The sequence below is a fragment of the Zhengella sedimenti genome, assembly GCF_046506625.1.
GTDB classification, from domain to species: domain Bacteria; phylum Pseudomonadota; class Alphaproteobacteria; order Rhizobiales; family Rhizobiaceae; genus Zhengella; species Zhengella sedimenti.
Map to the genome: position 1 here is coordinate 252,744 of NZ_JBKFFP010000005.1, position 12,264 is coordinate 265,007.

General features: G+C 65.0%; 12 protein-coding genes. 2 read left to right on the plus strand and 10 right to left on the minus strand.

Annotated elements, in window-relative coordinates; all coding sequences use genetic code 11:
• Nucleotide 1: 1 nt before the first annotated feature.
• From ACLB6G_RS15125 to ACLB6G_RS15140, 4 genes are all read right to left on the minus strand, one after another.
• A complete protein-coding gene (locus tag ACLB6G_RS15125) occupies nucleotides 2-337 on the minus strand; it encodes a protein tyrosine phosphatase family protein (protein WP_410357028.1) in 336 nt (111 codons plus the stop codon).
• 72 nt (nucleotides 338-409) lie between these two features.
• Nucleotides 410-1,300 carry an MBL fold metallo-hydrolase gene (locus tag ACLB6G_RS15130; protein ID WP_410357029.1) on the minus strand — a complete coding sequence of 297 codons (891 nt, stop codon included), beginning with the start codon at nucleotides 1,298-1,300 and terminating at the stop codon, nucleotides 410-412.
• Nucleotides 1,301-1,332: 32 nt separating this feature from the next.
• Nucleotides 1,333-1,770: a DUF6691 family protein gene (locus ACLB6G_RS15135; RefSeq protein WP_410357030.1), complete on the minus strand. Its 438-nt coding sequence runs from the start codon at nucleotides 1,768-1,770 to the stop codon at nucleotides 1,333-1,335.
• A 5-nt stretch (nucleotides 1,771-1,775) separates the two neighbouring features.
• Complete coding sequence (locus ACLB6G_RS15140; RefSeq protein ID WP_410357031.1) at nucleotides 1,776-2,201, minus strand: YeeE/YedE family protein; 426 nt, start codon at nucleotides 2,199-2,201, stop codon at nucleotides 1,776-1,778.
• A 138-nt stretch (nucleotides 2,202-2,339) separates the two neighbouring features.
• Here ACLB6G_RS15140 and ACLB6G_RS15145 point away from each other — a divergent pair, with 138 nt between their 5' ends.
• A complete protein-coding gene (locus tag ACLB6G_RS15145; RefSeq protein WP_410357162.1) occupies nucleotides 2,340-2,672 on the plus strand; it encodes an ArsR/SmtB family transcription factor in 333 nt (110 codons plus the stop codon).
• 39 nt (nucleotides 2,673-2,711) lie between these two features.
• Here ACLB6G_RS15145 and ACLB6G_RS15150 read toward each other — a convergent pair whose 3' ends face one another.
• The 6 genes from ACLB6G_RS15150 to pcaD are packed head-to-tail and all read right to left on the minus strand — an operon-like array spanning nucleotide 2,712 to nucleotide 10,900.
• Nucleotides 2,712-3,863 carry an acyl-CoA dehydrogenase family protein gene (locus ACLB6G_RS15150; protein WP_410357032.1) on the minus strand — a complete coding sequence of 384 codons (1,152 nt, stop codon included), beginning with the start codon at nucleotides 3,861-3,863 and terminating at the stop codon, nucleotides 2,712-2,714.
• Nucleotides 3,864-3,884: 21 nt separating this feature from the next.
• Nucleotides 3,885-5,087 (minus strand): pimeloyl-CoA dehydrogenase large subunit, encoded by a 1,203-nt coding sequence (gene pimC, locus ACLB6G_RS15155; protein ID WP_410357033.1) that lies wholly within the window; start codon nucleotides 5,085-5,087, stop codon nucleotides 3,885-3,887.
• A gap of 12 nt (nucleotides 5,088-5,099) precedes the next feature.
• Nucleotides 5,100-6,281, minus strand: a complete 1,182-nt coding sequence (locus ACLB6G_RS15160) for an acetyl-CoA C-acyltransferase (RefSeq protein ID WP_410357034.1) — start codon at nucleotides 6,279-6,281, stop codon at nucleotides 5,100-5,102.
• Nucleotides 6,274-7,983, minus strand: coding sequence for an AMP-binding protein (locus tag ACLB6G_RS15165; protein WP_410357035.1), 1,710 nt, complete (start codon nucleotides 7,981-7,983; stop codon nucleotides 6,274-6,276). The genes ACLB6G_RS15160 and ACLB6G_RS15165 overlap by 8 nt, the downstream gene beginning before the upstream one ends.
• Nucleotides 7,980-10,064 (minus strand): 3-hydroxyacyl-CoA dehydrogenase NAD-binding domain-containing protein, encoded by a 2,085-nt coding sequence (locus ACLB6G_RS15170; RefSeq protein ID WP_410357036.1) that lies wholly within the window; start codon nucleotides 10,062-10,064, stop codon nucleotides 7,980-7,982. The genes ACLB6G_RS15165 and ACLB6G_RS15170 overlap by 4 nt, the downstream gene beginning before the upstream one ends.
• A 41-nt stretch (nucleotides 10,065-10,105) precedes the next feature.
• Nucleotides 10,106-10,900 (minus strand): 3-oxoadipate enol-lactonase, encoded by a 795-nt coding sequence (gene pcaD, locus ACLB6G_RS15175; protein WP_410357037.1) that lies wholly within the window; start codon nucleotides 10,898-10,900, stop codon nucleotides 10,106-10,108.
• A gap of 166 nt (nucleotides 10,901-11,066) precedes the next feature.
• On the opposite strand from pcaD, the gene ACLB6G_RS15180 reads away from it, so the two are divergent.
• Nucleotides 11,067-12,023 (plus strand): MBL fold metallo-hydrolase, encoded by a 957-nt coding sequence (locus ACLB6G_RS15180; protein WP_410357038.1) that lies wholly within the window; start codon nucleotides 11,067-11,069, stop codon nucleotides 12,021-12,023.
• Nucleotides 12,024-12,264: the final 241 nt, after the last annotated feature.

Consider the following 12,264-nt stretch of genomic DNA (forward strand, 5'->3'; position numbering starts at 1 on the left):
TTCAGCCGCGCGTCCGCTCCACGAGCATGTAGAGGTTCATGCTGCGCGTACCGCTGCGGCAATAGGCCAGGATCGGGCGCGGCAACGCGTCGATGGCTGCCGTCATGTCGGCCACGTCCTGTGGCGTGACCGAACCCGGAACGACGGGTACGAAGCGGAACTCCAGTCCCGCTTCCTTCGCCGCCGCCTCGATCAGCGCGTGATCCACGGCGCCATCCTCGCTGTCGGGCCGGTTGCATATCAGGCTGCGGAAGCCTGCTTCCGCGATCGGCCTGACATGTTCCGGACCGATCTGCGGCGCGACGGCGAAGTCGGGCGTGAGCTGGCGAATCTCCATGGACTGCATCCCTCGTGCTGGAAGGGCCGGACCGTGTTCCTGCAGGACGGTCCGGCGCGGTGGTTGTCGTCGTCAAAGCCCGTTGACCGGGACCTTGAGAAACGTCTTGCCGCTTTCGTCCTTCGGAGGCAACTGGCCCGCGCGCATATTCACCTGCAAAGAGGGGATGATGAGCTTCGGCATGTCGAGCGTGGCATCGCGCGCCTCGCGCATGGCGACGAATTCGTCCTCGCTCACCCCGTCCCGCACGTGGATATTGTGCTCGCGTTCCGCCGCGACCGTGGTCTCCCACTGGATGTCGCGGCCGTTCGGGCCGTAGTCATGGCACATGAAGAGCCTTGTCTCGCCGGGAAGCGACAGGACCCGCTTGATGGATTTGTACAGCGTGCGCGCATCGCCGCCAGGGAAATCGGCGCGCGCCGAGCCGCCGTCCGGCATGAACAGCGTGTCGCCGACAAAGGCGGCATCACCGATCACATGCGTCATGCAGGCCGGCGTATGGCCGGGTGTGTGCATCACATGGGCGGTCATCGCGCCGATCTGGTAGCTGTCGCCATCGGTGAAGAGGCGGTCGAACTGCGATCCGTCGCGCTGGAATTCCGTGCCCTCGTTGAAGATCTTGCCGAACGTGTCCTGCACGATCCTGATGTTCTCGCCGATGCCCAGCTTGCCGCCGAGCTTGCCCTGGATATAGGGCGCGGCGGACAGGTGATCGGCATGGACATGGGTCTCGATGATCCACTCCAGCTTGAGCCCGTTTTCCTTGATGAAATCGATGATCCGGTCGGCACCGTCATAGGTGATGCGTCCGGCCGCGTAGTCGATGTCCATCACCGAATCGATCACCGCGCAGGCCTTGGAGGCCGGGTCCTTGACGACATAGGAGATCGTGTTTGTCGGTTCGTCGAAGAAAGCAGTCACTTCCGGCTTGACCGACAGATCGGGCGTGAAAGGCAGGGACATGGTTTGCTCCTCGGTTTGACTTTGCGTTTCGTTCAGGCGGCGTTGAGCCTGAGTGAGCGGTGCAGCGCCATGCGGGCGGCGACGATGCCGGCCATCATGGCCACCAGGAAGATGGCGGTGGGGCCGAAACTGACACCCAGCGCCGGAATGGCACCTCCGGGACAGAAGCCGGCAATGCCCCAGCCGACGCCGAAGGCCGCCGATCCGCCGATCAGCTTGGCGTCGATGGTGCGGCTGGTCGGCACGAAATACTTCGCAGCGAAAAGCGGCTTCCGGGTGGCGCCGAACAGGATGCGGTAGCCGATGGCCGTGGGAACCAGCGCACCGCCCATCACGAAGATGAGGCTTGGATCCCAGGCGCCGGCGATATCGAAGAAATTGACCACCTTGGCCGGGTTCGCCATGCCGGATATCGCGATGCCGAATCCGAAGACGAGGCCGGCGGCGAGTGCGGAAATTATCGGTTTCATCGTGCTCAGCCTCCGATTACGTGGCGCATGACATAGACCGTAAGCCCGGTCGTGATCATGAAGGTGATGGTCGCCAGGATGGAGCGCGGCGAGAACCGCGCCATGCCGCAGACCCCGTGCCCCGAGGTGCAGCCCGACCCGTAGACGACGCCCATGCCGACGATGAAGCCGCCGACGATCATCGCCGGCATCGACACCGGCACGGCGAACGGCACGACGCCGCCAGCCGCGATGTAGAGCGCCGGCGCGGCGATGGCGCCGATCAGGAAGGCGATCTGCCAGCCATTGCCCTTAGCGTAAGGCGGGAGAATTCCGCCGAGAATGCCGGTCATGCCGGCAATGCGCCCGTTGAACGCCATCAGCATCACCGCCGACAATCCGATCAGGACGCCGCCGAAAAGCGATTGATAGGGCGTGAAATCCGTTTCCATGCGATTTCCCTCCAGGGTGTCTTTTTTCGAGGCCGCTTGTCTTTCGCTGCTCTAGTTGCTATATATGTGCAAATATTCATATATGCAAGATAGAAGATGTGAGCGATGACGACACAAGTCAAGGGCCATGAGATGCAGATGGATATCGGCGAGATCGAGAAGTCGGCGGAGGATGCCGCGGGCCTGCTGGCGGTGATGGCCAATTCCAATCGCCTGATGATCCTGTGCCACCTGATGAACGGGGAGATGGCGGTGCAGCCGCTCGCCGATGCCGTGGGCATGACCCAGTCGGCGCTGTCCCAGCAGCTTTCCAAGCTCCGGGCGCTGAAGCTCGTATCCACGCGGCGCGACGGCCGCACGATCTTCTACTCGGTCACCTCCGACAAGGTCTGCCGTGTGCTGGAGACGCTGTACGACATCTATTGCGCGCCCCGGAAGGCCGGCCAGAACAGCGAAGCCGCCGCGGTTTGACACCGCAGCGGCTTCTTTTTCATCGGTCTTTGCCAGCCCCTAAGCAGCCTCGAACAGCCCGCCTTGCGCTGTCAGCTTCGCCAGGTGATGGTCGGTGTCGCCGAACAGGATGTCGATCATCGTGATGCGCTTGAAATAGTGCCCGATGGCATATTCCATCGTCATGCCCACGCCGCCGTGAAGCTGGATGGCGTTTTCGCCGGCCAGCCGCCCGCCGCGCCCGATCTCCGCCTTGGCCGCGGATATGGCGCGTCCGCGTTCTTGCGCATCGTCGCTGTCGGCCATCATCGTCGCATACATGGTGATGGACCGGGCCTGTTCGAGAGCGATGAACATGTCCACGGCGGCATGCTGCAGCACCTGGAACTTCGCGATCTCGACGCCGAACTGCTTGCGCGTCTTGAGATAGTCGACCGTCAGCGTCTCCATGGTTTCCATGATGCCGACCGCTTCCGCGCAGAGCGCCGCGATGGCCTGGTCGGTCACCTTGGCGATCAGCGGAAAGGCGCCGCCCTCCGGTCCGAACAGCCGTGACGCATCCACCGTGACGTTTTCCAGCGTCACGTCCGCCGCCCGTGTGCCGTCCTGCAACCGGTAGCCGCGCCGCGAAAGCCCGGCCGCGTCCGCGTCGACCAGGAAGACGCAGAGGCCGTCCTCGTCACGCACGTCGCCGGAAATGCGGGCGCTGACAAAGATCTTGTCGGCGCAATCGCCATTGAGGACGATGCTCTTGGCGCCGTTGAGCACATAGGCGTCGCCCTGCTTTGTCGCCGTGGTTTCCACATGGGCGAGGTCGTATCGCGCATGGCGCTCGACATGGGCGAAGGCCAGTTTCAGCGAACCGTCGGCAATGGCGGGCACCAGTCCGCCGCGCTGGGCGTCGCTGCCGCCCTCGCGCACGAAGCCGCCACCAAGCACCACGGTGGCGAACCATGGCTCCAGCACCAGCGCGCGGCCGAAGCTCTCCATGACAAGCATGATGTCTTCCGCCCCGCCGCCCAGGCCGCCATCGCCCTCCGCGAAGGGGAGCATCATCAGGCCCATTTCGGCATAGCGTTCCCACATCGCCTGGCTGTAACCCTCCGGCTCGGCCATGTGCTTCCTGCGGCTTTCGAAGCCGTATTCATTGGCGAGCATCCGGTCGAGCCCGTCCTTGAGCATGGATTGCTCTTCACTCAGATCAAAGTCCATTGTCCGTGTCCTGTCCGGGTCTCAAAGCCCCAGCACCGCCTTGGCGATGATGTTCTTCTGGATCTCGTTGGAGCCGCCATAGATCGAAACCTTGCGGTTGTTGAAATAGGACGGCGCGGCATGGGCGGCGTAGTCGGGCCCCACCGGCGGTTCGTTCCAGCCATCGCCCGTGTCGTGCTGCAGCGGCATGGCATAGGGACCCATCACCTCCATCAGGAGATGGGTGGTGGCCTGCTGGATTTGCGATCCCTTGATCTTGAGGATCGAGGAGGCCGGATCCGGCTTGCCGGTATTGCCACGCTTGGCATCGGCGGCCACGACGCGAAGCTGCGTCATTTCCAGTGCCTTCAGGTCGATCTCCACCGAGACGAGCTTTTCCATGAAGCGCGCGTTCTCGATCAGCGGCCGCCCGCCCGACATTTCCTTGGCTGCCAGTTCGCGGATACGCGCGATCCGCTGCTTCGACATGCCGATGCGCGCGATGTTGGTGCGCTCGTTGCCAAGCAGGAACTTGGCGTAGTCCCAGCCCTTGTTCTCCTCGCCCACGAGATTTTCCACCGGCACTTTCACGTCGGTGAAGAACACCTCGTTGATCTCGCGTCCGCCGTCGATGGTCACGATCGGACGCACCTCGATGCCCGGCGTCTTCATGTCGATCAGCAGGAAGGAAATGCCCTCCTGCTTCTTGGCCTGCGTGTCGGTGCGCACCAGGCAGAAGATCCAGTCGGCATATTGCGCCAGCGTCGTCCAGGTCTTCTGGCCGTTGACGATGTAGTGGTCGCCGTCGCGAACCGCTCGCGTCTTCAGCGAGGCGAGGTCGGAGCCGGCGCCGGGCTCGGAAAAGCCCTGGCACCACCAGTCGTCCAGATTGGCGATGCGTGGCAGGAAGTGCTTCTTCTGCGCCTCGTTGCCGAACGTGTAGATCACCGGGCCGACCATGTTCACGCCGAAGGCCAGCGGCGCAGGGCAGGGGAATTTCTGCAGCTCTTCCAGGAAGATGTACTGCTTCATCGGGTCCCAGCCCGTGCCGCCCCATTCCTCCGGCCAGTGCGGCACGGCCCAGCCCTTTTCGTTCAGGATGCGCGTCCAGCGCACCAGCCCTTCCTTGTCGGGATATTCGCCATGGATCATGGCCTCGTGAATGTCCCTGGGAAGCGCCTCGCGGAAGAAGGCGCGCACCTCATCGCGAAAGGCGTTTTCCTCGTCGGTAAAGCGAAGATCCATCGCCGTCTCTCCTCAAACGATCTCGAACAGGCCGGCAGCGCCCATGCCGCCGCCGATGCACATGGTGACCACGGCATATTTCACGCCGCGCCGCTTGCCCTCGATCAGGGCGTGACCGGCAAGACGCGATCCGCTCATGCCGTAGGGATGGCCGACCGAGATCGCCCCGCCATTGACGTTCAGCTTCGCCGGGTCGATGCCCAGCTTGTCGCGGCAATAGATCACCTGCACGGCGAAGGCCTCGTTCAACTCCCACAGGCCGATGTCGTCGACGGTCAGCCCGTGGCGCTTGAGCAGGCGCGGCACCGCGAAGACCGGGCCGATGCCCATCTCGTCGGGCTCGCAGCCCGCCACGTTGAAGCCGCGCAGGATGCCCAACGGTGTCAGGCCCTTCTGTTCGGCGAATTTCGACGAGACCATCACGTTGGCCGAAGCGCCGTCGGAAAGCTGCGAGGCGTTGCCGGCAGTGATCGTGCCACCCTCATAGACCGGCTTCAGCCCGGCCAGGCCTTCCGCCGTGGTTTCCGGGCGCGGTCCCTCGTCATGGGCGATCTCCACGTCCTTGTGGCTCACTTCCTTGGTCTGCTTGTCGATGACGGCCATGGTGGCCTTGATCGGCGCGATCTCGGCGTCGAAACGGCCGGCCTCGCGCGCCGCCGCCGTGCGGCGCTGGCTTTCGAGGCCGTATTCGTCCATCTGCTCGCGCGAAATGCCGTAGCGCTTGCCCACGATCTCCGCCGTGTCGATCATCGGCAGGTAGACCTCCGGCTTGATCGCCATGAGGTTGTCGTCCTTCAGCATGTAGGTGTTGCGCTTGTCGTTCTGGACGAGACTGATCGATTCCAGGCCGCCCGCGATGCCCGCTTCCACGCCGTCATTGCGGATGGCGTTGGCCAGCAGCGCCATGGACTGCAGGCCGGACGAGCACTGCCGGTCGATCGTGGTGCCCGCGACCGAGACAGGCAGGCCCGCCGTCAGCAGCGCCCGCCGCGCCACGTTCAGGCCCGTCGCGCCTTCCTGCATGGCGCAGCCCATGATGACGTCCTCGATCTGCCCGCCTTCCAGGCCGGACCGCTCCAGCGCGTGGCGGATGGCATGGCCGCCCAGCGTCGCGCCGGGCGTGTTGTTCAGCCCGCCGCGATAGGCCTTGCCGATGGGCGTGCGGGCAGTGGATACGATGACGGCGTCAACCATGGTTTTCTCCCTTGGGGTGATTGAGGGCGGCACGCGCCTGTGCGCCCGCCTCGCGTTTGAGATCGATCTTGGAAAGCTTGCCCACCGGCGTTCGCGGCAGGGCGTCGCGGATTTCCAGCGCACGCGGCATTTCATGCGGGCCGAGCCGCTCCTTCAGATGCGCCTGCAATGCCTCCAGGGTCAGCCCGGGGGCGCCCTCGCGCAGCTTCACATAGGCCTTGGCGCTCTCGCCGCGATAGCCGTCCGGCACGCCGATCACCAGCGCCTCTTCCACGTCCGGATGCGTGTAGATCGCCTGTTCGATCATCTGCGGATAGACGTTGAAGCCGCCGGAAATGATCATGTCCTTCTTGCGGTCGACGATCGTGAAGAAGCCGTCCTCGTCCATGAAGCCGATGTCGCCGGTCAGGAACCAGCCGTCCGCGAAACTCGCTTGCGTTTCCTCGGGCCGGTTCCAGTAACCCGCCGTGACATTGTTGCCGCGGATCGCCAGTTCGCCGGTCTCCCCCTGCGGCAGTTCGCGGGCAGGATCGGCCAGGTCGACCACGCGCAGGAAGCAGCCGGGCAGGGGAATCCCGATCGTGCCCGCCTTTTGCGGCCAGCCGCGCGGCAGGTTCGTGCCAGCAGGCGACGTCTCGCTCATGCCCCAGCCACCGAGAAGCTCCAGCCCTGTCTTCGACGTGAACCTGCGCGCCACTTCCACCGGCATGGGCGCGCCGCCCGATGCAGCCAGCGTCAGCGCCGAAAGGTCGCGTTTCTCGAAGCCGGGCGTCTGCGTCATGGCGATCCACATGGTCGGCACGCCCGGAAGGACATTGGCCCCGGCCTCGATCTCGTCGAGCGCCGCCACGGGATCGAAACGGGTGCGCAGCAGGCAGGTGTTTCCGCCTTTCAGGCTGCGCAGCAGGACCGCGGACAGGCCGTAGATGTGGAACAGCGGCAGGTAGACCAGAACCTTCTCGCCATCCGGTTTCACCAGGCCCCAGATGTCATACCATGCGGTATAGGACGATACCGCGCCGGAAATGTTTCGGTGTGTCAGCATGGCCGCCTTCGGCATGCCGGTCGTGCCGCCGGTATATTGCAGCAGGGCGAGATCGTCGATGTGCGTCGCCACTTCGGGCGGGTCGCCCGCCCCGGCGGTGAAGTCGTCGTAAGTGGTAATGGCCGGTCCTGCCGGCATGGCGCCCGTGTCGCCGCTCGGCCCCCAGGCGGCATCGTCGAACACCACCACCCGGTCCACGAGCCCCTTTTCGGCCAGCAGGGCAGCCCCGGTGGCAAGCGCGCCGAAATTCGACGAGACAAGCAGCCGCGCACCGGAATCGGTGAGCTTGTGCGCCAGCACCGCCGGCGCATCGAGCGGGGAGAGATGCACCACCACGGCACCGATCTTCATCAGGCCGAAGAAGGTGACCGGATGAGCGGGCGTGTTGGGCAGCAGCACGGCGACGCGATCGCCCTTCCTGACGCCCGCGCGCGCAAAACCGGCGGCGGCCTCAGCCGCCATCCGGTCAAGTTCGCCAAAGGTGATTGCCCGGCCTCTGAATTCCAGCGCGATCCGGCCGGCATGGTCGTGCGCCCCGTCCTCCAGGATCGACTGGATGGGAAACAGCGCCAGCGTTTCGGCGTCCGGGAGGCGTCCTCCCGGATAGACCTTTTCCCAGGGCCAGCCGCCGGCTGGCGGGGCGGGCAATGGCGTCATGCGGCGTCCTTGAAGCGCTTGCCCTCGGCCGCCAGCTTGCGCAGAAGCGGCGAGACCTCGAACACCGCATTGCCCGTGCGGCCATGCCAATGGTCGAGGCGCTCGACGATGGTGTCGAGCCCGACGGTCTCCGCCCAGTGCATCGGCCCGCCCTTGCCAACCGGGAAGCCGTAGCCGTAGATCCAGACGACATCGATGTCGGAGGCGCGCTGTGCGATGCCTTCATCCAGGATCTTTGCGCCCTCGTTGATCATCGGATAGATGGTCCGCTCGATGATCTCGTCGGCGGAAATGTCGCGCCGGTTCACGCCCTGCGCGGCAGCCGTGTCGAGGATCAGTTTTTCCACCCATTCGTCGGGCAGCGGCGTGCGTCCGTCCTCGTAGCGGTACCAGCCTGCACCCGTCTTCTGGCCATAGCGCCCGGCCTCGCACAGCGGATCACCCAATGCGGCTGTCTTGCCGAGCGACTTGCGCGTGCGCCAGCCGATGTCGTTGCCGGCAAGATCATACATCTGGAACGGACCCATAGGCCATCCGAAGTCGCGGAACGCGTTGTCCACCGTTTCCGGCATGGCGCCTTCCAGCAGCAGCGCCTCCGATTGCGCCGAGCGGGCTGCAAGCATGCGGTTGCCCACGAAACCGTGGCACACGCCCACGACCACCGGCACCTTCTTCGCCTTCTTGCCCACCGCCATGGCGGTGGCAAGCACATCCGGCGCTGTCTTCGCACCGCGCACGATCTCCAGCAGCTTCATGACATTGGCTGGCGAGAAGAAATGCATGCCGACCACGTCCTGCGGCCGGTTGGTGAAGGATGCGATCCGGTCCACGTCGAGATAGGAGGTGTTGGAGGCCAGCACCGCGCCGGGTTTGGCGATCTCGTCCAGCTTCCTGAACACCTGCTCCTTGACGCCCATTTCCTCGAACACGGCCTCGATGATGATGTCGCAATCGGCGAGATCGTCATAGGAGGTCGTCGGCGTGAACAGCGCCATGCGCTTGTCCACGTCCGCCGCCGTCATCGAGCCGCGCTTGACGGAAATGCCGTAATTGTTGCGGATGCGCTCCAGGCCCTTGTCCAGCGGTTCCTGCGCCATTTCAAGGATCGTGACGGGAATGCCGCCATTGACCAGCGACATGGCGATGCCGCCGCCCATCGTGCCCGCGCCGATGACGCCGGCCTTCTTCACCGCGCGCGGCTTCACGTCCTTCGTCACGCCCGCCACTTTGCCGGCTTCCCGCTCGGCGAAGAAGAGATGGCGCTGGGCGCGCGACTGGTCCGAATCGAGCAGCTTGAGGAAGATCTTCAATTCTTCCGCATAGCCCTCGTCGAAGGTCATGGTGATGGAATTGCGCACGGACTGGGCACAGGCGAGCGGGGCGTCCAGCCCACGCGCCTTCTTCGTCACATCCTTCACCAGCGCGTCGAAGCCGGAGATGTCGGCGCGCGCGGCGGCGATCTTGTCCTCCCGGTCGCGCGGCAGCGGCGGATGCTTGCCGTCCTGGATGGCCTTGCGCAGGAAATCGACCGCACCGGCGGTCAGGTCCTCGTCCTCGACGAGGGCGTCCACCAGCCCGTCTGCCAGGCATTCCTTCACCGGCATGAACCGACCGGCGACGATCGCCTCCAGGGCCTTTTGCGGGCCAATGACGCGCGGCAGGCGCTGCGTGCCGCCCGCGCCGGGAATGAGGCCGAGCTTGACCTCGGGCAGGCCGCACATGGCCTGTGGGACTGCCACGCGGTAGCGGCATCCGAGCGCCAGTTCCAGCCCGCCGCCAAGCGCCGTGCCGTGAATGGCGGCCACCGTCGGCTTGTTGCCATAGCTCTCCAGCGTGGCGATGAGGTCGAGAAGGCTCGGCTCCAGGCGCGGTCCGCCGAATTCGGAAATGTCCGCGCCGGCAACGAATGTCCGCCCCGCGCAGGCCAGCACGACGCCCTTGACGGCATCGTCGTCGCGCAACGCGACAAGCGCCTCGTTCAACGGCTTGCGCATCGCGTGGCTGAGCGCGTTGACAGGCGGATTGTCGATGGTGACGATCGCGATCTCCTGATCGCGCGTGACGGTGACGATGTCGCTCATAGGTCCTCCGGGAGAGACGGTCTGGTTGTTTTCCGCAGCGCTCAGGCGCCGCCGGGTTCTGAAAGGAAGTCGCCGATCAGGCGCGCGGTCGCCTCCGGCTGTTCGACGCAGGGAATGTGGCCCGCGCCGGGTATGGCCTCGAAACGCGCGCCGGCAATGCTGCGCGCCATGGCCTGCACGAGCGCCGGCGGGGTCGAGCCGTCCTCCGCACCCACGAGCGCCAGCACCGGCAGATCGAGCGCGGCGGTCGAGGCCGTCAGGTCCGCATCGCGCAGCGCCGCGCAGGTGGCGACATAGCCTTCGGCCGGCGTGCGGGTGAGCATGGTCTTCATGCCCGAAAAGAGCGGGTTGTCCGGCTTGCGGAAACCGGCGGTGAACCACTTCTCCATCACGCCGTCTGCCAGCGCAGCGATGCCGCCGGCTTCAACGGTTGCGATGCGCTGGTTCCAGCTTTCGGTGTCGCCGATCTTCGCCGCGGTGCCGATCAGCACCAGGCGGTCCACGAGGGCGGGGCGCGCCGCCGCGACGGCCTGCGCGATCATGCCGCCCACCGACAGCCCGCAGACATGCGCGCGTGCGATGCCCAGATGGCCGATCAGGGCGATGAGGTCGCCGGCATGGTCCCCGATCCGGCAGGGCAGCTGCGCGGCATCCGACAGGCCATGGCCGCGCTTGTCGTAGCGGACCATGCGGAAACGGCCGGACAGCGCCTCCACGACGCCGTCCCAGATGCGGAAATCGGTGCCCAGCGAATTGGCGAAGACGAGGACCGGCAGGTCGGTCTCTCCCGTATCGCCATAGTGAATCGCCACGCCATTGACGCGTGCGAACCTCATTCCCGGCTCCTCCTTGCTCCGGACATACTACCGAGTATGTTGGAATTTCCATGGCGGGTCAATCACCATGGCCGACAGAAGCCCACGAAAACAAATTCAAACAATTGAATGTTTGTGCCGGACGTGCTTTCCTGCATCCAACAGAACCGTTTTCAGGGAGGAAATCATGCGCCGTGACCCCAAGGTCATCGCCGACCGTTTCAATCTGACCCGCCGGCAGACGCTGATGCTGGGCAGCGCCGGACTGGCCGCGCTCGCCCTTGGCCTGTCTGCGCGCCAGGCCCGTGCCGTGGGCAATGCCACGCTGGGCGACGCCGAGGTGACGATCGTTTCCGATGGCACGCTGACGCTGCCGCTCTCCTTCATCGCCCCTGACGTGCCGGCCGCCGAAATGGAAGCCCTGCTGAAGGCAAATGGCATGGCGACCGACGCCGTCACCCCGGATTGCAATGTCACCTTCTTCCGGTCCGGTGACAGGCTCGCCATCTTCGATGTCGGGTCCGGCCCGAATTTCATGCCCACCGCCGGAGACCTGCTGGCAAACATGGAGGAAGCCGGCATCGATCCCGCCGAGGTGACGGATGTCATCTTCACCCACGCCCACCCGGACCATCTGTGGGGGCTGGTCGACGATTTCGACGAACTCGTCTTCCCCGACGCCAATTACTACATGGGGCAGGCGGAATGGGACTACTGGCGGGCCGATGACACGCTGGACAACATGCCGGAAGAGCGCAAGTCCTTCGTGGTCGGCGCGCAGAACCGGCTGGCCTTCCTGGAAGACCGCATCAACCTCATCAAGCCCGGCGACGAGGTCGTGCCGGGCGTGGAAGCGGTGGACACGGCCGGCCATACGCCCGGCCACATCTCCTACATGCTGCATTCGGGTTCGGAGTCCATGCTGGTCATCGGCGACGCCATTTCCAACGCGGTCATTTCCTTTGCCCATCCGGAATGGCCGTCGGGCAGCGACCATGACCCGCAGAAGGGGATCGAGACGCGCACGGCCCTGATCGACAGGCTCGCCGCCGACAAGTCGCGCATCATCGGTTATCACCTGCCGCATCCGGGCCAGGGCACGGTGGAAAAGGACGGGATGGCCTACCGCTTCGTCGCGGGCTGACGCGGGGGGGGGTGGGAACGCCTGTTCCCCTGCCATTCACTCCGCCGGGTCGTGTCCGGTCCGGCAAGGCAATTCCAGGAAAAGTGGATGCCGGTTTTCCGTCCGGAATTGCCGAAGGAAGGATCAAGGGATTCCGCCGGGCCAGTGCGTCCGGAAGACTATTCCGCCGGGTCGTGTCCGGTCCGGCAAGGCAATTCCAGGAAAAGTGGATGCCGGTTTTCCGTCCGGAATTGCCGAAGGA

Excerpts from the sequence above, each read along its gene's own strand:
- ACLB6G_RS15125 (WP_410357028.1), bottom strand. The coding sequence starts at position 337 with ATGGAGATTCGCCAGCTCACGCCCGACTTCGCCGTCGCGCCGCAGATC.
- ACLB6G_RS15130 (WP_410357029.1), bottom strand. The coding sequence starts at position 1,300 with ATGTCCCTGCCTTTCACGCCCGATCTGTCGGTCAAGCCGGAAGTGACT.
- ACLB6G_RS15135 (WP_410357030.1), bottom strand. The coding sequence starts at position 1,770 with ATGAAACCGATAATTTCCGCACTCGCCGCCGGCCTCGTCTTCGGATTC.
- ACLB6G_RS15140 (WP_410357031.1), bottom strand. The coding sequence starts at position 2,201 with ATGGAAACGGATTTCACGCCCTATCAATCGCTTTTCGGCGGCGTCCTG.
- ACLB6G_RS15145 (WP_410357162.1), top strand. The coding sequence starts at position 2,340 with ATGGATATCGGCGAGATCGAGAAGTCGGCGGAGGATGCCGCGGGCCTG.
- ACLB6G_RS15150 (WP_410357032.1), bottom strand. The coding sequence starts at position 3,863 with ATGGACTTTGATCTGAGTGAAGAGCAATCCATGCTCAAGGACGGGCTC.
- pimC (WP_410357033.1), bottom strand. The coding sequence starts at position 5,087 with ATGGATCTTCGCTTTACCGACGAGGAAAACGCCTTTCGCGATGAGGTG.
- ACLB6G_RS15160 (WP_410357034.1), bottom strand. The coding sequence starts at position 6,281 with ATGGTTGACGCCGTCATCGTATCCACTGCCCGCACGCCCATCGGCAAG.
- ACLB6G_RS15165 (WP_410357035.1), bottom strand. The coding sequence starts at position 7,983 with ATGACGCCATTGCCCGCCCCGCCAGCCGGCGGCTGGCCCTGGGAAAAG.
- ACLB6G_RS15170 (WP_410357036.1), bottom strand. The coding sequence starts at position 10,064 with ATGAGCGACATCGTCACCGTCACGCGCGATCAGGAGATCGCGATCGTC.
- pcaD (WP_410357037.1), bottom strand. The coding sequence starts at position 10,900 with ATGAGGTTCGCACGCGTCAATGGCGTGGCGATTCACTATGGCGATACG.
- ACLB6G_RS15180 (WP_410357038.1), top strand. The coding sequence starts at position 11,067 with ATGCGCCGTGACCCCAAGGTCATCGCCGACCGTTTCAATCTGACCCGC.